Source organism: Nesterenkonia cremea (genome assembly GCF_014642675.1).
GTDB lineage: Bacteria > Actinomycetota > Actinomycetes > Actinomycetales > Micrococcaceae > Nesterenkonia > Nesterenkonia cremea.
On record NZ_BMIS01000001.1, the window covers coordinates 90,804 to 111,946 of the forward strand.

The following is a 21,143-nucleotide window of genomic DNA, read 5'->3' on the forward strand; positions in this document are numbered from 1 at the left end:
CTACGTGACTGAGAACAACGAGAACCAGGACCTGCCTGTCAAAGGGACCGTCGAGGCCCCCCTGCGCGACCGGATCAGCCAGGTCGATCTGCAGACCGAGATGAAGCGGTCCTACCTGGACTACGCGATGGCCGTGATCGTGGGCCGTGCGCTGCCGGATGTCCGCGACGGCCTGAAGCCGGTGCACCGTCGTGTGCTCTACGCGATGTACGACGGCGGCTACCGCCCGGAGCGCTCCTTCAACAAGTGTGCTCGTGTGGTCGGCGACGTGATGGGCAACTATCACCCGCACGGCGACTCGGCGATCTATGATGCCCTGGCCCGCCTCATCCAGGACTGGGTCATGCGCTATCCGCTGGCCGCCGGTCAGGGCAACTTCGGCAACCCCGGCGACGACGGCCCCGCAGCCCCGCGATACACCGAGACCAAGATGGCCCCGCTGGCCATGGAGATGGTCCGGGACATCAACGAGAACACCGTCGACTTCCAGGACAACTACGACGGCAAGCAGCAGGAGCCCGTCGTGCTTCCGGCCCGCTTCCCCAACCTGCTGGTCAACGGAAGCTCCGGCATCGCCGTCGGCATGGCCACCAACATCCCACCGCACAACCTGCGCGAGGTCGCCGACGGCGTCCAGTGGTACCTGAAGAACCCGCAGGCCAGCCGCGAGGAGCTGCTGGAGGCGCTGCTCGAGCGGATCAAGGGGCCCGACTTCCCCACCGGTGCGCAGATCCTGGGCACCAAGGGCATCGAGGAGGCCTACCGCACCGGCCGCGGCTCCATCACCATGCGCGCCGTGGTCAACGTGGAGGAGATCCAGGGCCGCACCTGCCTGGTGGTCACCGAGCTGCCGTACCACGCCAACCCGGACCGTCTGGCGGTCAAGATCGCCGAGCTGGTCAAGGACGGCAAGGTCAGCGGGATCGCAGATCTGCGCGATGAGTCCTCCGGCCGCACCGGTCAGCGCCTGGTGATCATCCTCAAGCGCGACGCCGTCGCGAAGGTGGTGCTGAACAACCTCTATAAGCACACCCAGCTGCAGGAGAACTTCTCCGCGAACATGCTGGCCCTGGTGGACGGGGTGCCCCGCACGCTGTCCCTGGACGCCTTCATCCACCACTGGGTGATGCACCAGATCGATGTGATCGTCCGGCGCACCCAGTTCCGCCTGGAGAAGGCCGAGCGCGAGGCGCACATCAAGGTGGGTCTGCTCAAGGCTCTGGATGACCTGGACCGCGTGATCTCCACGATCCGAGAATCCTCCACTGTGGAGGTGGCCCGGCAGAACCTGAAGGAGCTGCTGGACATCGATGATGACCAGGCTCAGGCCATCCTCGACATGCAGCTGCGCAAGCTCGCCGCCCTGGAGCGCCAGAAGCTCCAGGAGGAGTACGACGAGCTGATGCGCATGATCGCCGGATTCAAGGAGATCCTCGCCTCTGAGGATCGTCAGCGCGAGATCATCGGCGAGGAGCTTGACGGCATCGTCGAGAAGCACGGCGATGAGCGCCGCACCCATATCGTGCGCGGTTACGACGGGGACATGTCCATGGAGGACCTCATCCCCGAGGAGGACGTGGTCGTCTCCATCACCCGCGACGGCTACGTCAAGCGCACCAAGATCGATAACTACCGGGCCCAGGGACGCGGTGGCAAGGGAGTGCGCGGCGCGCAGCTGCGCGCCGACGACGTCGTCGAGCACTTCTTCGTGACCACCACGCACCACTGGATCCTGTTCTTCACCAACCTGGGACGGGTCTACCGGACCAAGTGCTACGACCTGATGGAGTCCGGGCGCGACTCCAAGGGTCAGCATGTGGCCAACATCGTGGCCTTCCAGCCCGATGAGCACATCGCCGGCGTGCTGCCGCTGCGGACCTATGAGTCTGCGCCGTACCTGGTGCTGGCCACCAAGTCCGGTCTGGTGAAGAAGACCAAGCTCACCGACTACGACACTCCCCGTCAGGCCGGCGTCATCGCTATCAACCTGCGCGAGGAGGACGAGCTGGTCTCGGCCAAGCTGGTCTCCGCCGAGGACGACCTCATGCTGGTCTCACGCAAGGGCCAGTCCCTGCGCTTCACCGCCAGCGATGAGGCGCTGCGCCCGATGGGGCGCGCCACCTCAGGTGTCACCGGCATGAAGTTCCGCGAGGACGATGAGCTGCTGACCGCCGATGTGGTCACCGAGAACTCCTATGTCTTCGTGGTGACCGAGGGCGGCTACGCCAAGCGCTCCCATGTGGATGAGTACCGCGTGCAGGGCCGCGGCGGCCTGGGCATCAAGGTCGGTAAGCTCGTCGAGGACCGCGGCGATCTGATCGGCGCCATGGTGGTCGAGGACGACGACGAGGTCCTGGTGGTCATGCAGTCGGGCAATGTGGTCCGTTCCGCTGTGGAGGGCGTACCCTCGAAGGGCCGCGACACGATGGGCGTGATCTTCGCCAAGCCGCGGAAGAAGGACCGCATCATCAAGGTGGCCCGCAGCTCGGGCGCCGCCCTTGCTGCGACCGGCGAGAACCAGGATGAGGACGGTTCCGAAGAGGGTAACGATGCGGTGACGGCTGATGCCGCGCCCAGTGAATCTGAGGGCGCTGATCAGACTGATGCAGTAGCGTTGGACTCTGATCAAGCCAGCACGGAGCAGGCTCCTGAGTCGGAAGAGTCTGATGGAGGTCATCAGTGAGCGCGAAGAACGGCGCAGAGAACACCGAGGGTAAGTCCTCCGGAACCGGTCAGAAGAACCGTTTTCCGGCACCTCGGCCGCGCGCGCAGGGAGGTCAGGCTCCCGCTCCGGCCAAGGGCAGGGAGGACACGATCTCCGCGAGCAGGTCTTCCGCAGGTGCGGATACGTCTGACCAGGGTGGACAGCCTCCGCGTCCGCGTCCCAAAGCCAGCCGTCCCGCCGGCGCCCCGCGTCCGCAGGGCGGCGGTGCACGCCCCGGCGGCCGTCCCCAGCAGGGACTGGTGCGCCCGACGCCGAAGGCGAAGGTCCGCAAGGCCCGCCTGCTGGTCTCCAAGGTGGACCCCTGGTCCGTCCTGAAGATGAGCTTCCTGCTCTCGGTGGCGCTGGGCATCATGACGGTGGTCTGCGCCGTGATGGTCTGGTCCATCATGGATCTGACCGGCATCTTCAACCAGATCAACGATCTGCTCAGCCAGATCCTCGGCGATGAGGGTGATGGGGGCTTCCAGGTCGAAGAGATGGTGACGCTGGGACAGATCGCCTCCTTCGCCACCATCATCGCGGTGATCAACGTGGTGCTGCTGACCGTGCTCTCCATACTTGGGGCAGTGCTGTACAACCTCTCGGCTTCCCTGGTGGGCGGCATCGGAGTAACCCTGACCGATGACTGAGCCGTTCATATCGCTCAATTTGCTGAGCGAAGAACAGCTGGTGTAATGTTTAGGGGTCGCGTTGAGGCGCGGCACTCCTTGAAGAGGTTTGGGGCGTATAGCTCAGGCGGTTAGAGCGCATCGCTGATAACGATGAGGTCCGAGGTTCAAGTCCTCGTACGCCCACGACCGACAGAGAGATCATGGAGGGAGACGCATGAAGCGACTCGCCGTGGCTGCTCTGACAGTCGCCGGAGTTCTGGCCTACCGCGAATGGCGGAAGGCGGAAGAGACCCGAGGCATTTGGGCTCAGGCGACTGACACGGTCTAAACTGGATACCCCAAGGGGCCTTAGCTCAGTTGGTAGAGCGCCTGCTTTGCAAGCAGGATGTCAGGAGTTCGAGTCTCCTAGGCTCCACAGAGAAGAGAAGGGCCTGCTCCCCACGGAGCAGGTCCTTCTTTGTGTCTGGCCCCTCTTTTTCTCGACCCTGGCTGTCGATTGGGCGAAGAGTTGCCGTCTCGGCCGGACCAGAGGCCCAGCAGGCGGGCGCCGTTGTGCCAGAGGACGGCGCGCAGCCACTTCTCCCCAGTGTGCTGGGAGATGGGCGCCGCTTGCCCAGCTTCTCCACATAGCTTTCCGGCACCGGAAAGAACTGCTCGGCAAAGCGGGTGAAGGCCAGTGTGGTCTCCAGATGGACTCCGGGATACCGCTCAGCCAGTTCCGCGAACTGGTGATACTCCGGCATCCCCATATGGGTGATGACCAGCACCAGGTCCGGGTGCCGGGCCAGCCGTCGCTCGATCAGCTCTGCGCCGGTGTATGAGCCTCTCAGCGGCGCTGACCTTGTGTGGACGACCCCCATACCCGGCTTATGCGGATACGTCAGCGCCGGGTTCCCCCGCAGCCTGACGCCGCGCAGGAACTCCAGTCTGTCCTCCTCCGCTCAGTGGTACCGGATGGGCCAGGAGGTCCCGTAGGTCTCGTGGGCGCGGCCGAAATAGGCCCACACCGTCTCCAGGACGTTCTGCGGCAGGAAGTGGATGTGGTGGATATCCGCCAGTTCGGGCAAACTCAGGCCGCACCAGAGGGCAGGGATGTCCTCATCGCGCAGCTGGGTAGGCGGTGGGTACACACAGATGAGTATAGGACTGGGCCTCTGTGCACAAGCCCCACAGTTGTGCACACCCTGTTATCCCCAGAACCCCCACAACTCCACAGCTACTTGTGGATATCGTGCTGACCTGGGGAAACACACATGTGTTGTTTATCCACACTGTGGATAAACCCTGGGGAAAACGGTGGAGCTCTCCTGTGGAACCACAGTGAGGGTGGCCCTGTGGGGCCGCGGCTGTGCATGAGGTGTTGGCGGGTGAGGGGAATCCAGTGGGGTGTGATCAGATACGCGCGTTATTCACGCGGATCCGAGCGGAATAACGCGCGTATCTGATCACACCTGTGGCGCCAGAGACCCAGGACGGCGGGGAAGAGGCGTCCCGGGGTCAGTCTTCAGCCCAGGCCGGCCGGGATCAGCCCGGCTCAGGAGCCGTAGACGTTCACCATGGGGATCCCGACGGCGGTCAGCACCAGCAGGAGCAGGAAGATCGCGCCCAGCCCCGCCCACTGCACCCGGGCGCGGTTCTTGCCGCGCGGGACCTTGGAGATGGCCAGTGCGCAGAGCAGGCCGACCACCAGGCCGCCCAGATGTCCCTGCCAGGAGATGTTGGGCACGGTGAAGCTGACCAGCATGTTGATGCCCACCAGGACGATCACGCCGCCGCTCTGACCTCCGGAGGCGCGCAACAGGATGAACAGGGCGCCGAAGAGGCCGAAGACTGCACCGGAGGCGCCCAGAGTGGGGACGGTGGGGTCGCTCAGGTAGAGCACCGCCACGGAGCCGCCCAGGGCGGAGAGCACCAGCAGGGCGAGATGGCGCAGCCTGCCGATGGCCGGTTCGAGCACTCGGCCGATGAACCACAGCGCCACCATGTTGAAGAGCAGGTGCACGGCGTTGAACGGCGAATGCACCAGCGCGGAGGTCAGCATCCTCCAGGGCTCCAGCGGATAGAGTGGGGACTCCGAAGTGTAGAGCGGCGCGTAGGCGAAGTACTGGGTCAGATCGGGCACCCACGCACCGGCGGCGCCCAGATACTGGGGGAGGACCTGCAGGCCATAGAGCACCACGCAGATCCCGATCACGGTCCATGTGACCACCGGTCGCTCATCGGCGCGGACCGGTGCGCCGAACTGTGTGCGCTGGGTGGGCCGGCGTCGTCGGGCCTCCTCCACGCACTGGGGGCAGTGGAAGCCCACTGCGGCCTGCCGCTGACACTGCGGACAGACCGGCCGATCACAGCGTTGGCACTGGATGTAGGCCGGTCTGTCCGGGTGGTTGACGCAGGGGTACAACGGAGGCTGTGTCAGAGCTCGGTGATCTCGATGGTCGAGATGACCACGTCCTCGGCGGGACGGTCGCGCATATCGGTCTTGACCGAGTTCAGTGCGTCCACGACCTTCGCGGACTCCTCATCCTTCACCGCGCCGAAGATGGTGTGCTTACCCTGCAGCCAGGTGGTGGGTACAGAGGTGATGAAGAACTGGGAGCCGTTGGTGCCCGGGCCGGCGTTGGCCATGGCCAGCTTATGCGGCTCGGTGAAGCCCAGCTCGGGGTGGATCTCGTCGCCGAACTCGTAGCCGGGACCGCCCACGCCCAAGCCCAGCGGATCGCCGCCCTGGATCATGAAGTCCTTGATGATGCGGTGGAAGACGGTGCCGTCGTAGAGGGGAGTGTCGACCTTCTCCTCGCCGGTCTCCGGGTGCTTCCAGGTGATGGAGCCGGTGGCCAGGCCCACGAAGTTCTCCACAGTCTTGGGAGTGTGGTTGCCGTAGAGCTCCACGACGATGTCGCCCTGGTTGGTCCTGATGTTTGCCTGATGCGTTGCGATAGCAGTCATAGCCGCCATTCTTCCACTTTCCTGAGATCCCATCGATCGCGGCAGGATCATGACGGCCCGACTCCGGTGCCACAGTGCGCTCACAGGCCCGCCCGACGCCGGTCAGGGACGGTCTCATCAGGGGCTCCATCACGGCCGGTCCAGAGGTCCGATGCAATATGGCTCGGCGTGCCATAGCAGGTGAGGGGGCATAAGACGTAGGCTAAGGAGAGCAAACGATCCTGATTCGGAGGACACGCATGTTCGGTAAGAAGAAGAAACCGAGCCACAGTTGGGAGCACAAAGTGCTTGCCGGCGTCGACACCGTCCGCGACTGGACTGCCCCCAAGCTGGGCGCGGCCGCCGACTGCGCGGAAGGCGCCTACCGCACGAATGCTCCGAAGGTTCAGGATGCCTCTTCCCGTGCCTTCGGTGCGGTGAGCGACGGCGCATCTGTGGCTGGTCAGAAGATCAAGCAGCTCTCCTCCCTGGCCGGCGACGGCGTGGCAGCTCAGTACGACAAGCTGCCCAAGGGTGCCAAAGCTGAGGTGGAGAAGGCTCGCAAGAAGTACGAGAAGACTCAGAAGCGGGTCAAGAACGAGGTCGTCCCGGCTGCCGGTGCCAAGCTCAGCGGCTACGCGGACAAGACCGCCAAGCTGATCCACAAGGCTGAGGTCGACCCTCGTGTGGAGAAGGCCCTGATCAAGGCCACCGGCGATAAGAAGATCGTCAAGAAGCTGCGCAAGCAGTCCGAGCAGTACGCCAAGGACGCATCCAAGGCCCTGAAGAAGCAGCAGAAGTCCAGGGCCCGCAAGAAGGGTCTGCTGATCTTCGGTCTGGTCGCCGCAGGCGTGACTGCCGGTGTCGCCGCATGGCGCGCTTCGCAGCCGGTGGAGGACCCGTGGAAGAAGCCCGAGCCGGTCTCCGCACCGACTCCGGCGAAGTCCACCGAGGCCAAGCCCGCTGAGAAGACCTCCGCAGAGCCCACGAACGGCACTGAGAACGTCAACGCTCAGCCGGCCGACGAGGCCAAGAGCAAGAACGTCCCGGAGCCCAAGCCGGCCACCTGAGAGGTCGCTCTTGCTTGAGAGGAAAGGACCCGCGAAATGCGGGTCCTTTTCTTCTGCCCTCAGAGGCCTGCGATACCGTTGATCCCATGCTTTCGGTACTGATCGGCAAGGTCGCGCGCGGAGTCAGCAGGATCCGCGGCGGAGGAGGCTCCGCCTTCCCGGGCCTGGTGGTGGAGAAGCTCGACAAGAACTTCCTGGCGCGCACGCTCAAGCGGCTGCCGCGCGGGGTCATCGTGGTCAGCGGGACCAACGGCAAGACCACGACCACCAAGATGGTGGTGGAGCTGTTGGAGGGCCAGGGGTTGAAGGTCTTCACCAACCGCTCGGGCAGCAACTTCACCCGCGGTGTGGTCGCCTCCATCCTGGGTGAGGTGAATCTGACCGGGAGGCTCGACGCCGACATCGCGGTCCTCGAGCTGGACGAGGCCCACGCCGTGCACTTTGTGAAGGCGGTGCGGCCCAACTACTCGTTGCTGCTCAACGTCATGCGCGACCAGCTGGACCGCTTCGGCGAGATCGACACCACCGCCGCTCTGCTGCGCACCATCGCCCAGCACACCGCTGACGGGGTGACGCTGAACCGTGAGGACGCCCGCGTCCGGGCCATCGCCGACTCCCTGGAGGGTCAGGAGGTCAGCTTCTTCGGCCTGAGCGAGCAGCTGCGCAGCCATTTCCCCAGCGACGATGATCTCCACCGGGGCGCGGCCAACCAGGCCACGGATCTGCCGGAGGCCGGCGTCGTGCTGGAGGAGCTCACCGAGGGTGGGGGAACCTACCGGATCGGTGGGGAGCAGGTCAGCACCCAGCTGACCGTCAACGGCGCCTACAACACCTTCAACTCGGCGGCCGCGCTGGCCGTGGTGCGCCAGGCGCTGGGGGAGAGCGTGGACCAGGTGGCGTTGATCGATGCGCTGAGCCGGGTCTCGCCGGCTTTCGGCCGAGGTGAGAGCCTGGAGGTCAACGGCCAGCCTCTGGACCTGGTGTTGGTGAAGAACCCCAGCGGCTTCCGTCTGGGGCTCAGCTCCTTCAGCGCTGAAGGCGTCTCCACGATGATCGCCATCAATGACAACTACGCCGATGGGCGCGACATGTCCTGGCTGTGGGACGTCTCCTTCGAGAGCCTGCGGGCTCAGGGGGTGAAGCGGGTGACCGGCGTACGCGCCTATGACATGGCGCTTCGGCTGAAGTACGACGCCGTCCCCTTCGACGCCGTGGAACCCGACCTGAAGAAGGCGCTGGATGAGTTCATCGCGGCGGAGCCTGAAAGGCCCAAGCGCGTCTTCTGCACGTACACCGCCATGCTCGCCCTGCGGAAGCACCTGAGCGAATACACTGAAGTGGAGGCCTTCGCATGAGCGCCCAGAACTCAGCTGCGCAGAATCCCGACGCCGGCGGCCAGAGCGGGGATCGCCAGGTCCACATCCTGCAGCTCTACCCGCGGGACATGAACATCTACGGCGACTTCGGCAACGCCCTGGTGGTCCAGCGGCGCTTGGAGTGGCTGGGCTATGAGCCGGTCATGCACACGTACGATCCGGGCGATGAGTTCCCTAAGCAGGTGGACATCGTCATCGGCGGCGGCGGGCAGGACAGCGGTCAGGACAAGATCCATGCCGACCTGCTGCAGCAGGGGGAGCGGCTGCGCTCCATGGTGGAGGACGAAGTCCCCATGCTGATGATCTGCGGGCTGTACCAGCTGTTCGGACACTGCTTTGAGACTCGCGAGGGGCAACGTATCGAGGGCATCGGCGCGATCGATGTGACCACCCGCGGCACCGACAGCCGGCTGATCGGCAATGTGGTGGCCCGCTCCGAGGAGTTCGGGGAGATCATCGGCTACGAGAACCACTCCGGCCAGACCTACCTGGGATCGGGCGTGCTCCCGCTGGGCACCGTCATCAAGGGTGAGGGCAACAACGAGCAGGACGATCACGAGGGCGCCCGGTACAAGAACGTGGTGGGCAGCTACCTCCACGGCTCCATGCTGCCGAAGAACCCGGCCGTGGCTGACTTCCTGATCAGCAACGCCCTGCAGCGCCGCTTCGGTGAGGAGCTCTCGGCCGAGACCGTGGCGGAGCGGATCGATGACACCCTCACCGACCAAGCACGCACGACGGCGGTCAAGCGCCCCCGGTAGTCCGCTGGGGCTCGGGTCTGGTCACGGTGTGGTGAGTACGGCCCGGCCGAAGTTCCACAGCTCGTGCAGAGTTCCACGGTCCTATCGTCTGTGGAAGACGGACAAAGTGGTGGGACTCAGGCGGGCATGCCGGAGAAGCCGGTGGGAGTGACCCACATAGAGGTGGCGACCTCCTCTCGGCCCACGGAGCGGGCGTTGTTCAGCGAGGGCAGATTGTCCGCGTGGACAGTTCCCCAGAGGATGTCTCCCGCTGCGGCGACCTCACCGAGCTTCCGGCACAGATGGTGCAGCGACGCCGTGCCCAGGCCGCGCCCGCAGAACTCCTCATCGACTGTGATCTCTTGGACGCAGAAGCCGGTCATCCCATAGGAGTCATCACGCTTGGCAGCGACGACGCCGATGGGCTCAGCTGTCCGCACGGTGAAGAGCAGCCCTTCCTCCTCCGGCTGGTGGAGCTCCTCCACCCGGCCGGCGAGGAAGCGTTGGTCGATGGCCAGGCCCAGATCCGGCGTCGAGGATGCCGGGTCAAAGGGCCCTGAAGGCCCCCGGGTGCCAGCACGCGGAAGCAGAGCGGGCTGAAGGCCTCATAGACAGGCATGACGCACTCGGCCAGCCGGTGCAGCGACTCCGCCGTCGGGACCGATGTTCTGCCGCGTCCCCTCCTCCCCGTACCAACGGGTCAGGGCAGGGGAGACCCACTGCACCTGGGCTGCGGTGATGTCCTCGGCGGTCGGTTTCACAGAGGACATCGGGCAGCTTCTCCTGACTTCTCGGGGCCGCGGCTCAGCGGATGGGGTTCAGATCGGCGGCCTTCTCCGCTGCGCCCTTCTGGCCCAGCGACTCCAGCCAGTTGCCCAGCATCCGGTAGCCGCCTTCGGTGAGCACCGACTCCGGGTGGTACTGCATGCCCCACAGCGGCGCGGTCCGGTGCGCCAGGCCCATGATGACGCCGTCGGCGGTCTTCGCGGTGACCTCCAGGACCTCCGGGACGGTCTCCGGGTCCACGGTCAGCGAGTGGTAGCGGGTGGCCACGAAGGTCTCAGGCAGTCCGGCGAAGGACTCGTGACCGGTGTGGGTCACCTCAGAGGTCTTGCCGTGCATGAGCTGCTCCGCATGGGTGACCGTGGCTCCGAAGGCCTCTCCGAGCCCCTGGTGGCCCAGGCAGACGCCCAGCATCGGCTCCCTGGCCTCCGCGCACCACGTGGTCAGCGCCACGGAGACGCCGGCCTCATGAGGCGCGCCGGGACCGGGGGAGATGAGGACGCCGTCGTGCTGCTGTGCGAGCTGCACCGCCTCGTCGACCGTGTGGTCGTCATTGCGGATGACCGTGGTCTCAGCGCCCAGCTCCCGCAGATACCCGACCAGCGTGTAGACGAAGCTGTCGTAGTTGTCGATCACCAGGATGCGTGCGGTCATGGTCTCTCTCAGGTCCCTTCGAGGGTGGAGTCGTTGAACGGGCTGAATTGGCTCAGCCACGGGAAGGCGAACTCCATCAGCAGAAATACGATACCGGCCGCCAGGAGCAGCGCCAGAATGATCCGGAACCACAGCGGCCCCGGCAGCACAGTGTTGAAGAACCAGGCGTACATCAGCGGGCTCCTGCCAGTGCGTCGGAATCGTCCAAGTGATGCGAGATGTCCTCAGGGACCTCTCCGCCCCAGGGCTGGAAGTCCACGATCTCCGCGTGGGTGATCAGCCGCTCGGCGTTGGAGTACATCGGGTGGCAGGTGGTCAGGGTCAGCTGCCCGGTCTCCGGCTCGGCCTCCGGCTCATTGGGCACCGGAGAGATCACCTCGGTCTGATGCGGATCCACTACATGGGACTCATAGATCTCATAGACATAGATCCCGTCCCCGGAGACCACATAGAGCGGATCGCCGTCTTCGAGCAGATGCTGATCACCCAGCATGTTGCCGTAGGTCTGACGGTGCCCGGCCAGCGCGAAGTTGCCCACCTCATCCACCATCTGGGTGTCCGGATAGTGCCCCACACCGCCGGTGTCGAGCTGTTGAGGCCCGACGCCGTGCCGGATCGGCGCAGCCCATTCGTCACCCAGCCGCGGGGCATAGAGCATCCCCATGACCTCGCCGGCCTCTGCGGCCGCCTCCATCTGCGGAGCACAGCCGATCTCGGTGCCGTCCTCCAAGGTGTAACAGACCTCGAAATCAGGGGCGGACCCGCCTCCGCCCTCCTGCGGGGCGGCTTGGATGTCGAGTCCGGAGTAGAAGTCCTCCTGCGCCTGTTGGCGCTCACGATCGGCACCCAGGCCTGTCCACCAGAGCTCCCAGGCGACGAACAGAAGTCCGAGGACGCCCAGAGTGATGAACATTTCGCCGATACCGCCGAGGATTCGGGAGGTGACGCTCTTCCCCCGCGGAGGACTGTTGCGGGTGGAACCGTTAGAATGGCGCACGAATCCAGGATACCGAACGGAACGAGTCAGCACTGTGCCAGAGTCCAAGAATCGTAGGAACCGCGGAAGCAATAAGCGCAGCCGGAAGGACCGTGCCTCCTCCCAGCAGGAGGAGAAGATCACGTCCCCGCTGAGCGACGCCGACCCGGTCAGCCTCGACGACCTCGAGCTCGAAGATGACGGTCTGCCCACGTGGTACCGCTTCACCATGTTCGGGCTTCTGCTGCTGGGCCTGCTGTGGATCTGCGTCTTCTACATCAGCAGCGGCCTCTTCCCGATCCGCGCCGTCGGCAACTGGAACGTGGCCATCGGCTTCGGCGTGGCCATGGTCGGCTTCTTCATGACGATGAGATGGAAATAGTCGCACCCTGACCTCGAGGCCGCAGCGCCTCCCATACAGCTGAGGGCCCGGAGGATGATTCCTCCGGGCCCTCAGCTGTATCCGGGCGGGTCAGCCTGCCGGGAGCGGGCGACGATCACTCGTCGTCGTTGTTGCCATTCCCGTTGCCGTTTCCGTTCCCATTTCCATTGCCGTTGCCGCCGTCCTCGTCATCCTGGTCGGCATCTTCGTCGTCACCGCCGTTGCCGCCGTCCTCGTCATCCTGGTCGGCATCTTCGTCGTCACCGCCGTTGCCGTCTTCGTCCTGATCGGCGTCCTCGTCCTCGTCGTTGCCGTCTTCGTCCTCATCCTCGTCCTCGTCGTCCTCTTCCTCCTCCGGCTCATAGGCCGCAGTGAGGACCACGACGGAGCCCTGAGGCACATCCACGCCGGCCTGGACGGAGGAGCCGTCCACGGACTGACCGATCACAGAGCCCGCAGTGTGCTGGGTGGTCTCCTGCCAGTCGATCTGGACGGTGAAGCCCAGTTCCTCCAGAGTGCCGGTGGCGTCGGTGTGCTGCTCGCCGTGGACTCCGGGGAAGGTCACCAGGCCGGTGGAGAGCACCAGGTCTACCTCGGAGCCCATCGGCACAGGGCTGCCGGCCTCCGGCTCCGTATTGATCAGCGAGCCCTCGGCCACCTCGGTGTGGTTCTCCTCGGAGATGTCACCGACCTCCAGGCCCACATCCTCCAGGGCCTGGCGCACCGACTCCTCGGTCTCGCCCTGCAGCCCGTCCGGCACAGCGACCTCATCGGGGCCCGCAGAGATCTGCAGGGTCACCTCGGAGTCCACCTCCACGGAGGTGCCGGCCTCCGGATCCGTGCCCACAGCGTAGTTCGCCTCGATCTCGTCATGGGTGACCTCAGCGATGTCGGCCTCGAGGTTCGCATCGGCGAGCTCGGAGACAGCGTCGCTGCGCTCCATGCCCTCCACATCCGGAACCTCCACCTCCTCGGTGCTGAGCATCTGCATCAGCGCCCAGGCGCCTCCGCCCAGCAGCACCAGGAGAAGAAGCAGCCAGAAGACCCACCCGAAGCCGCGACGTCGCCGCGGCTGCTCCTCATACTCCTCGAACTGATCATAGACATCCGGATCCTCCGGCGTGCGGGCCGACAGCGGGGTCCCGACGCCGGCCGCACCGGCCCCCACCACATCGTCGAACTCCCGGCCCGAGGCGGCACCTGCGCCCACGGCGGTGATGGTCCCGGTGGGAGCCTCGGCCGCATCCACCGCGATCCCGTGCAGAGCGTTCTGCAGGGCGCTGTCGAACTCCTCGGCGGACTGGAAGCGCCGCACCGGGTCCTTGGTCAGAGCCTTGTGGACCACTGACTCCATGGCCGGGGAGACCATCGGGTTCAGGTCCGAGACCTGCGGCGGCTCCTCACGGACATGCTGATACGCCACCGACACCGGGGACTCGCCGCGGAAGGGCGGACGGTTGGTCAGCAGCTCGAAGAGCACGCAGCCCGCGGAGTACAGGTCCGAGCGGTGATCCACCACTTCGCCGCGGGCCTGCTCGGGGGAGAGGTACTGGGCGGTGCCCACCACGGCAGAGGTCTGGGTCATGGTGGAGGCGGAGTCGGCCAGGGCCCGGGCGATCCCGAAGTCCATGACCTTGACCTCGCCGTCCTGGCTGACCATGACGTTGGAGGGTTTGATGTCCCGGTGCACGATGCCCTTGGCATGGCTGTACTGCAGCGCACCGAGGATCCCGGACATGTACTGGGCGGCATCCTGCTCGGAGACCGGACGGCCCAGGGCCTGATCGATCTTCTTCTGCAGCGGCTCGCCCACATCGGAGGCCGCACCGTGCTCGGCCTCCATCTGGCCGGTGTCGCCCAGCGCCAGCACATCGGAGTCATCCGGGTCCTCGCCGTTCTGCTCCTGCTCCCGGCGCTCACGCCGCGAGGGCGGAGGCGGAGGGGGCGGGGTCTCGGCGCTGCGCAGCTCGGCGTCCTGCTGCGGGGAGGAGACCACAGTCTCCTCGCCGTCGCCGTCGCCGGCGTCGTCGATGTCACCGGTGTCCTCGGAGCGCGGGGTGCCGTGGAGGATGTGGCGCAGCGTCACGCCGTCCACATACTCCATGACGATGTAGGGAGTCTTCACCTGGGAGTGGTGGGAGTCCTCCACATCCGCCCGGCCGGTGTCATAGACGCCCACGATGTTGCGGTGATTCAGCGAGGCCGAGGACTGCGCCTCACGGCGGAAGCGCCCCTGGAACTGGGGATCGCGGGCCAGATCGGGCCGCAGCATCTTCACCGCCACCTGGCGGTCCAGGGAGAGGTCATGACCGAGGTAGACGTCAGCCATCCCGCCGCGGCCGATCAGCGATTCGATCCGGTAGCGGCTGTTGAGGATGCGTTCTTCGGTGTCGGTCATCGTGTCATTCTCCCCTGCCAGCCTAATGCGCCGGCGGTGGGATCGTCAGTCGGCGTCGTGGTCGGTGTCGGGGAGCCGGCGGTCGGATCCTCTCCGTCGTCGTCCTCTCCCTGCCCATTGTTCCCGTTCTGGCCGCCGTCCTGTTCCTCATCGGGCGTGGGCGACGGCGTGTCGGGCGTGGGCGTGGGCGCGGGGGTCGGCGTCGGCGTGTCACCGTTCCCCTGCTGCGGCGTACCCTCCTGCTGATCAGGGGTTTCGGCCGGAGGCGGGCCCTGATCCTCCTCCTCGTCCTGCCCCTGGGTGGGCGCAGGATCCGGATCCAGAGCGGTGGTCCCGGTGGAGTAGGAGAGCGTCACCCGGCTGCCCTCCGGGATCTCCCCGGTGGGCGCCACAGAGAGCACGATGCCGGTGGGCTGGGTGGACTCGGCCTCTTCGGTCTCCACCACCAGATCCTGATCCTCCAGCTCCTCCTGGACCTCCTCCACAGGACGTCCCACCAGCTCAGCGGCCACCACGTTGACCATATCCGGCTCCGCGGTGAAGGTCTCGGTGACCGTGGGCGTGGGCTCCGGGGACTCGTCATCCCCGGAGGTGAGCATCGGCAGCACCCAAGAGCCCAGCAGGGCCAGCGCCACCAGGATGACCAGGGTCAGCAGCGGCCAGCGCCAGGCGGCGCCGGCACGCTTCTGCTCATCGTTTCCGGCGTCCTCGTCGGCGCCAGAGGCCTCGGATTTTCCCGTACCACCGCCCTTGCTCTCCTCATCGGAGGAGGAGTGGGCGGCGCGCTCCTCCTTGGGCTGCTCCGGCGTGCGCGCCGAGGGCGCGGCGGCAGCCGCAGAGCTGACGACGGCGGTCGGTGCGGTCCCGGCGGAGGGGATCGCCTGGGTGGCGTCCTCGTCCTGCTCCGCATCCGGACGGTCCAGGTGGTTCAGCAGTGCCGGCACAGCCTCGATGGCGGTGTCGGTGTCATGGCGCAGCAGCGCATCGGCGGCCTCGGCCAGCTTGGTGGCGTTGACCGGCCGCTGGCTGGGGTCCTTGGCCAGCATGGACATGATCAGTGCGCGCACCGGCTCTGGGACGGAGTCCGGCAGATCCGGCGGCGGATCGTTGACCTGCTTCAGGGCGATCGCGATCTGCGACTCCCCGGTGAAGGGGCGGTGCCCCACCATCGCCTCATAGCCGATGATCCCCAGCGCGTAGATGTCGCTGGAGCCGGTGGCGTGTTGGCCGGTGGCCTGTTCCGGGGAGAGGTACTGGACGGTGCCCATGACCTGACCGGTGGCGGTCAGCGGCACCTGATCGGCCAGACGCGCGATGCCGAAGTCGGTGATCTTCACCCGGCGAGTGGGGGTGATCAGCAGGTTGCCCGGCTTCACATCCCGGTGGACCAGGCCCTGATCGTGGGCGACCTGCAGCGCACGGCCGGTCTGGGCGATGATGCTCAGCGTCTTCTCCCAGGAGAGGGTCTTGTCCTTCTCCAGGATCACGCTGAGCGGACGCCCGGGCACCAGCTCCATGACCAGGTAGCCGGATCCCGCCTGCTCGCCGTAGTCGTAGATGTCGGCGATTCCGGGGTGGTTCAGCAGCGCCGTGTGGCGCGCCTCGGCGCGGAAGCGGCGCAGGAACGCCTCATCGCCGGTGTACTCCTCCTTGAGGATCTTGATGGCCACAGTGCGGCCCAGGACCTCGTCGTTGGCCTTCCAGACCTCACCCATGCCGCCGATGGCGATCCGCTCGGTCAGCTTGTACCGATCGCCCATCGTGATGCCCACAACTGGCCTCATGGCTCGATCACCGCCTCCAACATCTGCCGCATCTGGGGACCGGTCATGGAGTGGCCGGTTTCGTAGTCGATGTTCTCGTAGACCACTGTCACTGCGTACTGCGGGTCATCTGCGGGGGCGAATCCGGTGATCCAGGTGTGGACCTGCCCCTCGTTTCCGGTCTCCGCGGTGCCGGTCTTGGCGGCCACGTCGAAGGACTGGCTCTGCGCCGACTGGCCGGTGCCCTCGTCGACCACGGCCTCCATCATCTCGGTCATCTCCCCGGCGACCTCCTCAGAGGTGGCTTCGCCGAGGACCTGCGGCTCCGGCTGTTCCAGCAGCTGCAGGTCCGAACCGCGTATGGAGTCCACCAGGTTGGGGTGCATGACGGTGCCGCCGTTGGCGACGCCCTGGGAGACCATGTTGATCTGCAGCGGGGTGGCGGTGACGCTGCCCTGACCGATGGAGGAGTAGGCCAGATCCGCCTGAGAGGTGGTCTCCGGGAAGGCGGAGGCGGAGGTGGACAGCGGGATGTTCAGCTCCTGGTTCCAACCGAAGTCCTCAGCGGTGTCCCGCAGGGGCTCCTCACCCATATCCATGGCGGCCTCGCCGAAGGGCGTGTTGCAGGACTGGGCGACGATCCAGGTCAGATTCGACTCGGTCTGCTGGTGGCAGATGCCGGTGGTGAAGTTGGGCAGGGTCCGATCGCTGTCGGGCAGGTCCAGCTCGCTGGGGTTCTCCAGCACAGTGTCAGGGTCATAGTCCCCGGACTCCAGCATGGCCGCCAGGTCCACCAGCTTGAACACTGAGCCCGGCGCGATGGTGCTGTTGATCGGCCGGAAGTAGTAGGGGCTGACGTGCTCGGAGTCCTCCAGCTCGGCGATGTTGGCGTTGTACTCCTCGGTGGAGTGCGTGGCCAGATCATTGGTGTCGTAGCTGGGGCGGGAGGCCAAGGACACGATGTCTCCGGTGTCCACCTCCTGGACCACGATGGAGCCGCGCTGGCCCTCCGGGATCAGGTCATAGGCCTGACGCTGCAGCTCCGGGTCCAGGGTGAGCTCCACTTGGGCGCCTTCCATGGTCTCGCCGGTGAACATGGAGGTCATCCGGTCGAAGAACTGGCTGTCCGAGTGTCCGCTCAGATACTCGTTCAGCTCGCTCTCCAGGCCCGTGGGGTGGGCGGCGATCGGGAAGAAGCCGGTGATGCCGAAGTACAGCTCAGGGTCGTGGTAGACGCGCTGGTAGTCGAAGTTCGAGTTCTCAGCAGGCACCGACTCAGCGATCGGGGAACCGTCCACGGTGATGGCGCCACGGGGTGCGCCGCGGTCGTTGTAGATCTGCCGGGCGTTGTTGGGATCGCTGTTGAGGTCCTCGGTCAGGGCGACCTGAATGATGCTCAGCGCGGCGAAGAGCGTCACGAACATCGTCACGGAGACCACCCAGGTATGACGGATTGCGTTGTTCACCGGGCCGCCTCCTGAATCTGGGTCTCCTCGCCGCCGCTGCGGCCTGTGCTGCTGTCCTGCCTGGCGCCCCGGTCCTCAGCCGAGCCGCCGCGATCCTCGATGCCGGAGGTCTCGGCTCCGGAGGTGTTGACCATCGGGCCCACCACCACCGGACGGCGCGCGGAATGGGAGATCAGCAGCACGATCGCCACGATCAGCCAGTTCGCCAGGATCGCCGAACCGCCGGCCGCCAGGAACGGGCTGACCAGACCGGACATCGGGATGACCCGGGTGATGCCGCCGACCACCACGAACACCTGCAGCACCAGGATCACTGCCAGGCCGGTGGCCAGCAGCTTGCCGAAGTGGTCGCGGGTGCCGATGCCAGCTCGCATATAGCGGCTGAACAGCAGGAGGTAGAGGACCAGGATCGCCGAGAGGCCGATGAAGCCGAGTTCCTCGCCGAAGGCTGCGATGATCATATCCGAGTTCGCCAGGGCCGCCTGCGTGGGCATGCCGTTGCCGAATCCGGTGCCGGTCAGTCCGCCGTTGGCCAGGCCGAACATGCCCTGGACAACCTGGTGGGAGCCGCCGTAGGCACGCTCATAGATCTCCTGGTCGAAGGCGTTGAGCCAGATCTCCACACGCTCCCGGAAGTGGTTCACGAACTGGTACGCCAGAGCCGCTCCGATGGCGATGAACACGCCGCCGATCGCGATCCAGGAGAACCGCGAGGTGGCCACATAGATCACCGTGACGAACAGGCCGAAGAGCATGAGCGCGTTGCCCAGGTCGTTCTGCACGATCAGCACGCCCAGGGCCACCACCCAGGCCACGGCCATGGGAGCCAGGTCCTGCAGGCGCGGGAAGGTGAAGGGGCCCACCTTCTTGCCGGCCAACAGGATCAGATCGCGGTTGTTGGCCAGGTAGCCCGCGAAGAACACCGCCAGGGTGATCTTGGCGATCTCCGAGGGCTGGAAGGACATGCCGAAGATGGTGACCCACACGCGGGCGCCGAAGATCTCCTGACCGATGCCGGGCACCATGGGCAGGAAGAGCAGCAGCACGCTGACGATCAGTGAGACATAGGTGAGCTGGCGCAGTCGGCGGTGGTCCTTCAGGAACCACAGCAGGGCGATGGCCGCGCCGATGGAGACCACCGTCCAGACCAGCTGGCGGTCCGCGGCGCCGTCGAAGCTCGCGGTGAAGTCCAGCCGGTGGATCATCGCGATGCCCAGGCCGTTGAGCGTGACCACGATGGGCAGGATGAAGGGATCCGCGTAGCGTGCGCGGAAGCGCAGCGCCAGGTGGAAGGCCAGGGAGATGGTCGCGAAGACCGCACCCTCGATGTAGTAGTCCTGGGTGATCGGCTCGTCCATGGACACGGCCACCAGGAACTGGGCGCCGATGCCGATGATCAGGGCGACGAGCAGAAGCACCAGCTCGACGTTGCGGCGCGGCTTCGGGGCCGCCTGTGCGGTCTCATTCACTGTTCTCACCCGCCTGCTCGTCGTTCTGGTCCTGGTTCTGCTGCTCGCCGTCGTCGTCTCCGCCGCCGTTGTCCTCGTCCTGACCGCCGTTCTCGTCCGCGGAGCCCTCGCCGTTCTCCTCGGCCTCCTCGGCGGCCTCCTCCTCGACGGTCTCGCGCAGCTGCTCCACGATCGTCTCAGCATGGGCCCGGTCATCGGCAGGGATGCCGTTGGCCACGCGGCTGTGGTGGTACGGGGTCAGATCATCGGTGGCCAGCTCCATATGCTGGTCCACCTCGGAGAGGTGCAGCGGGCCCAGCTCCTGGGAGACGCCGTTGAAGATGGCGACCTCGCCGTCGTCCTCACCCACGTAGTACTGGGTCTGGGTCCAGATGTAGCCGATGGAGGCCACCACGGCGATCAGGATCGCCAGCAGGGTCACGAAGGTCGGCAGGAACCACGCCCGACGCCGACGGCGCGCCTCGATCGCCGCGCTCAGCTCGGCCATCTCCTCGTCGTCCCAGTCCTCCAGGTCCTCAGGATCCAGCTCCTCCGCCTCGGGATCCTCGGCGGGGGCGGGGGCCTCAGCGGCCTTCTCCTCATCGGTGCCGGGATCCTCCGGAGCGGACTCGGCCTCAGGGCGGGCGGCAGACTCCACCGTCTCCTGCTCGCCGGTCTCATTGGGGGACTCGCCCAGCAGCTCGGAGTAGGTGTGGCGCACCGGGCGCAGCGGCTGGCCGGTCAGCAGTGCGGCCATCGGATGCTCATCCACATTGCGCGGGACCATCGGGATCATGCCGGTCTCCGAGGCGGAGGCGGCGGCGCCCACCAGGCTGTGCGGCAGCACCTCCTGGTCCTGGCCCAGCATGGCGGCCGAGAGCGGGGAGAGCTCATCCTCATCCGGGGTCAGGCCGGAGAGCGCCTCCGGGTTGACCACCGGGACCAGGCGCATGGTGTCCTCCGGCGAGCCGGCGTGCTCAGCGGAGCTCTCGGCGTCGTCGTCGGGGGTCTCCGGCATGGCGCCGTAGCCGCCCGAGGCCGCGGCCACAGCCTTGCGGGAGAGCGGCAGGCCGCCGTCGTCGGGGGTCAGGTCCTGCTCATCGGCCTCCACCACCTCCATGCAGGTCACCGTCACGTTGTCCGGTGCCCCGCCCTCGATGGTGAGGTCCACCAGGTCGTCCACGATGGACTCCAGGGACTGGGTGGAGCGCAGCTTCTGCTCGATGAGCCGGTCCGAGACCACGGCGTTGAGCCCGTCGGAGCAGAGCAGCCAGCGCTCTCCGGCCTCCACGGGGAAGGAGGTGATGTCCAGCTCGGGTGAGGCGTCCACATCTCCGAGCACGCGCATCAGCACGTTCTTATGCGGGTGGTATTCGGCCTGGTCCGGGTCCAGGCGGCCCTCGTCCACCAGGCGCTGGACGAAGGTGTGGTCCTTGGAGACCTGACGGAAGCGGCTCTTCTTCAGCCGGTAGGCCCGCGAGTCGCCGATGTGGGCGAACTGCATACGGTCCTCGGTGATGAGGATCGCGGTGATGGTGGTGCCCATGCCGGCCAGCTTGGGGTTGGCCTCCACCAGCTTGGAGAGGAAGGCGTTGGCGGTCTGGATCTCATCCGGCAGGACGGTGTCCGGCTCGGCGAAGCCGCGGGTGTCCAGATGGGCCAGGTCCAGCACGGTGGAGGCGCTGGCGACGTCGCCGCCGGCGTGCCCGCCCATGCCGTCGGCCACGCAGGCGAAGAAGCGGCCTGCGTACCCGGAGTCGTCGTTCTTGGAACGGACGACTCCGGCATCGGACCGCGCGGCGAAGCGGAATACCAGGGCCATG

General features: G+C 66.2%; 20 protein-coding genes, 2 tRNA genes and 1 pseudogene. 9 read left to right on the top strand and 14 right to left on the bottom strand.

From position 1 onward, the window contains the following. Positions 1 to 4 precede the first annotated feature (4 nt). The 5 genes from gyrA to IEW85_RS00415 all read left to right on the top strand — a co-directional run bounded on the left by gyrA (position 5) and on the right by IEW85_RS00415 (position 3,751). The gene (gyrA, locus tag IEW85_RS00400; RefSeq protein ID WP_188682006.1) at positions 5 to 2,683 is read left to right on the top strand and encodes a DNA gyrase subunit A; all 2,679 of its coding nucleotides are present in this window, start codon (positions 5 to 7) and stop codon (positions 2,681 to 2,683) included. After that, positions 2,680 to 3,354, top strand: coding sequence for a DUF3566 domain-containing protein (locus tag IEW85_RS00405; RefSeq protein WP_188682007.1), 675 nt, complete (start codon positions 2,680 to 2,682; stop codon positions 3,352 to 3,354). Before gyrA ends, IEW85_RS00405 begins: the two co-directional genes overlap by 4 nt. A gap of 91 nt (positions 3,355 to 3,445) precedes the next feature. Further along, a tRNA-Ile gene (locus IEW85_RS00410) sits at positions 3,446 to 3,519 on the top strand. A 31-nt stretch (positions 3,520 to 3,550) separates the two neighbouring features. Then, a complete protein-coding gene (locus IEW85_RS14240) occupies positions 3,551 to 3,664 on the top strand; it encodes a DLW-39 family protein (protein ID WP_229658672.1) in 114 nt (37 codons plus the stop codon). Positions 3,665 to 3,678: 14 nt separating this feature from the next. Continuing rightward, a tRNA-Ala gene (locus IEW85_RS00415) sits at positions 3,679 to 3,751 on the top strand. A 286-nt stretch (positions 3,752 to 4,037) separates the two neighbouring features. Here the strand turns inward: IEW85_RS00415 and IEW85_RS14675 are convergent. The 4 genes and pseudogenes from IEW85_RS14675 to IEW85_RS00430 all read right to left on the bottom strand — a co-directional run. Beyond that, positions 4,038 to 4,196: pseudogene (locus tag IEW85_RS14675) on the bottom strand (amidohydrolase family protein); the annotation flags it as partial. A gap of 81 nt (positions 4,197 to 4,277) precedes the next feature. Further along, the gene (locus IEW85_RS14245) at positions 4,278 to 4,466 is read right to left on the bottom strand and encodes a hypothetical protein (protein WP_229658673.1); all 189 of its coding nucleotides are present in this window, start codon (positions 4,464 to 4,466) and stop codon (positions 4,278 to 4,280) included. Positions 4,467 to 4,870: 404 nt separating this feature from the next. Further along, positions 4,871 to 5,644, bottom strand: a complete 774-nt coding sequence (locus tag IEW85_RS00425) for a rhomboid family intramembrane serine protease (RefSeq protein ID WP_229658674.1) — start codon at positions 5,642 to 5,644, stop codon at positions 4,871 to 4,873. Positions 5,645 to 5,751: 107 nt separating this feature from the next. Further along, complete coding sequence (locus IEW85_RS00430) at positions 5,752 to 6,285, bottom strand: peptidylprolyl isomerase (protein WP_188682008.1); 534 nt, start codon at positions 6,283 to 6,285, stop codon at positions 5,752 to 5,754. A gap of 239 nt (positions 6,286 to 6,524) precedes the next feature. Here IEW85_RS00430 and IEW85_RS00435 point away from each other — a divergent pair, with 239 nt between their 5' ends. The 3 genes from IEW85_RS00435 (at position 6,525) to IEW85_RS00445 (ending at position 9,471) form a co-directional block, all read left to right on the top strand. After that, complete coding sequence (locus tag IEW85_RS00435; RefSeq protein WP_188682009.1) at positions 6,525 to 7,334, top strand: hypothetical protein; 810 nt, start codon at positions 6,525 to 6,527, stop codon at positions 7,332 to 7,334. A gap of 86 nt (positions 7,335 to 7,420) precedes the next feature. Beyond that, positions 7,421 to 8,689: a Mur ligase family protein gene (locus tag IEW85_RS00440; protein ID WP_188682010.1), complete on the top strand. Its 1,269-nt coding sequence runs from the start codon at positions 7,421 to 7,423 to the stop codon at positions 8,687 to 8,689. Further along, positions 8,686 to 9,471 carry a type 1 glutamine amidotransferase gene (locus IEW85_RS00445; RefSeq protein WP_188682011.1) on the top strand — a complete coding sequence of 262 codons (786 nt, stop codon included), beginning with the start codon at positions 8,686 to 8,688 and terminating at the stop codon, positions 9,469 to 9,471. Before IEW85_RS00440 ends, IEW85_RS00445 begins: the two co-directional genes overlap by 4 nt. A gap of 116 nt (positions 9,472 to 9,587) precedes the next feature. Here the strand turns inward: IEW85_RS00445 and IEW85_RS00450 are convergent, their stop codons facing one another. From IEW85_RS00450 to IEW85_RS00470, 5 genes are all read right to left on the bottom strand, one after another. Further along, positions 9,588 to 9,935, bottom strand: a complete 348-nt coding sequence (locus tag IEW85_RS00450) for a GNAT family N-acetyltransferase (RefSeq protein ID WP_188682012.1) — start codon at positions 9,933 to 9,935, stop codon at positions 9,588 to 9,590. 120 nt (positions 9,936 to 10,055) lie between these two features. Beyond that, the gene (locus IEW85_RS00455) at positions 10,056 to 10,220 is read right to left on the bottom strand and encodes a hypothetical protein (protein ID WP_188682013.1); all 165 of its coding nucleotides are present in this window, start codon (positions 10,218 to 10,220) and stop codon (positions 10,056 to 10,058) included. A 34-nt stretch (positions 10,221 to 10,254) separates the two neighbouring features. Beyond that, positions 10,255 to 10,887: an anthranilate synthase component II gene (locus tag IEW85_RS00460; protein ID WP_188682014.1), complete on the bottom strand. Its 633-nt coding sequence runs from the start codon at positions 10,885 to 10,887 to the stop codon at positions 10,255 to 10,257. 8 nt (positions 10,888 to 10,895) lie between these two features. Then, positions 10,896 to 11,060 carry a hypothetical protein gene (locus tag IEW85_RS00465; RefSeq protein ID WP_188682015.1) on the bottom strand — a complete coding sequence of 55 codons (165 nt, stop codon included), beginning with the start codon at positions 11,058 to 11,060 and terminating at the stop codon, positions 10,896 to 10,898. Further along, on the bottom strand, positions 11,060 to 11,884 hold the full coding sequence (locus IEW85_RS00470; protein ID WP_229658675.1) for a class E sortase: 825 nt from the start codon (positions 11,882 to 11,884) through the stop codon (positions 11,060 to 11,062). The genes IEW85_RS00465 and IEW85_RS00470 overlap by 1 nt, the downstream gene beginning before the upstream one ends. Positions 11,885 to 11,918: 34 nt before the next feature. Here IEW85_RS00470 and IEW85_RS00475 point away from each other — a divergent pair, with 34 nt between their 5' ends. Beyond that, positions 11,919 to 12,245 (top strand): cell division protein CrgA, encoded by a 327-nt coding sequence (locus IEW85_RS00475; protein ID WP_229658676.1) that lies wholly within the window; start codon positions 11,919 to 11,921, stop codon positions 12,243 to 12,245. 115 nt (positions 12,246 to 12,360) lie between these two features. Here the strand turns inward: IEW85_RS00475 and IEW85_RS14610 are convergent, their stop codons facing one another. From IEW85_RS14610 to IEW85_RS00500, 5 genes are read right to left on the bottom strand one after another with little or no spacing between them, the layout of a single operon-like run. Continuing rightward, positions 12,361 to 14,643 (bottom strand): protein kinase domain-containing protein, encoded by a 2,283-nt coding sequence (locus tag IEW85_RS14610; RefSeq protein ID WP_188682018.1) that lies wholly within the window; start codon positions 14,641 to 14,643, stop codon positions 12,361 to 12,363. Continuing rightward, complete coding sequence (locus tag IEW85_RS00485) at positions 14,640 to 16,427, bottom strand: protein kinase domain-containing protein (protein WP_188682019.1); 1,788 nt, start codon at positions 16,425 to 16,427, stop codon at positions 14,640 to 14,642. The genes IEW85_RS14610 and IEW85_RS00485 overlap by 4 nt, the downstream gene beginning before the upstream one ends. Next, entirely contained in the window at positions 16,424 to 17,872 is a 1,449-nt protein-coding gene (locus tag IEW85_RS00490) for a penicillin-binding transpeptidase domain-containing protein (RefSeq protein WP_188682020.1), read from the bottom strand. The genes IEW85_RS00485 and IEW85_RS00490 overlap by 4 nt, the downstream gene beginning before the upstream one ends. Further along, positions 17,869 to 19,341, bottom strand: a complete 1,473-nt coding sequence (locus tag IEW85_RS00495; RefSeq protein ID WP_229658678.1) for an FtsW/RodA/SpoVE family cell cycle protein — start codon at positions 19,339 to 19,341, stop codon at positions 17,869 to 17,871. Before IEW85_RS00495 ends, IEW85_RS00490 begins: the two co-directional genes overlap by 4 nt. Beyond that, positions 19,334 to 21,142, bottom strand: a complete 1,809-nt coding sequence (locus IEW85_RS00500) for a PP2C family protein-serine/threonine phosphatase (RefSeq protein WP_188682021.1) — start codon at positions 21,140 to 21,142, stop codon at positions 19,334 to 19,336. The genes IEW85_RS00495 and IEW85_RS00500 overlap by 8 nt, the downstream gene beginning before the upstream one ends. Between the last annotated feature and the right edge of the window lies 1 nt (position 21,143).

Excerpts from the sequence above, each read along its gene's own strand:
- IEW85_RS00435 (WP_188682009.1), top strand. The coding sequence starts at position 6,525 with ATGTTCGGTAAGAAGAAGAAACCGAGCCACAGTTGGGAGCACAAAGTG.
- IEW85_RS00440 (WP_188682010.1), top strand. The coding sequence starts at position 7,421 with ATGCTTTCGGTACTGATCGGCAAGGTCGCGCGCGGAGTCAGCAGGATC.
- IEW85_RS00500 (WP_188682021.1), bottom strand. The coding sequence starts at position 21,142 with ATGGCCCTGGTATTCCGCTTCGCCGCGCGGTCCGATGCCGGAGTCGTC.
- IEW85_RS00485 (WP_188682019.1), bottom strand. The coding sequence starts at position 16,427 with ATGAGGCCAGTTGTGGGCATCACGATGGGCGATCGGTACAAGCTGACC.
- IEW85_RS00460 (WP_188682014.1), bottom strand. The coding sequence starts at position 10,887 with ATGACCGCACGCATCCTGGTGATCGACAACTACGACAGCTTCGTCTAC.
- IEW85_RS00465 (WP_188682015.1), bottom strand. The coding sequence starts at position 11,060 with ATGTACGCCTGGTTCTTCAACACTGTGCTGCCGGGGCCGCTGTGGTTC.
- IEW85_RS00430 (WP_188682008.1), bottom strand. The coding sequence starts at position 6,285 with ATGACTGCTATCGCAACGCATCAGGCAAACATCAGGACCAACCAGGGC.
- IEW85_RS00455 (WP_188682013.1), bottom strand. The coding sequence starts at position 10,220 with ATGTCCTCTGTGAAACCGACCGCCGAGGACATCACCGCAGCCCAGGTG.
- IEW85_RS14610 (WP_188682018.1), bottom strand. The coding sequence starts at position 14,643 with ATGACCGACACCGAAGAACGCATCCTCAACAGCCGCTACCGGATCGAA.
- IEW85_RS00445 (WP_188682011.1), top strand. The coding sequence starts at position 8,686 with ATGAGCGCCCAGAACTCAGCTGCGCAGAATCCCGACGCCGGCGGCCAG.
- IEW85_RS14240 (WP_229658672.1), top strand. The coding sequence starts at position 3,551 with ATGAAGCGACTCGCCGTGGCTGCTCTGACAGTCGCCGGAGTTCTGGCC.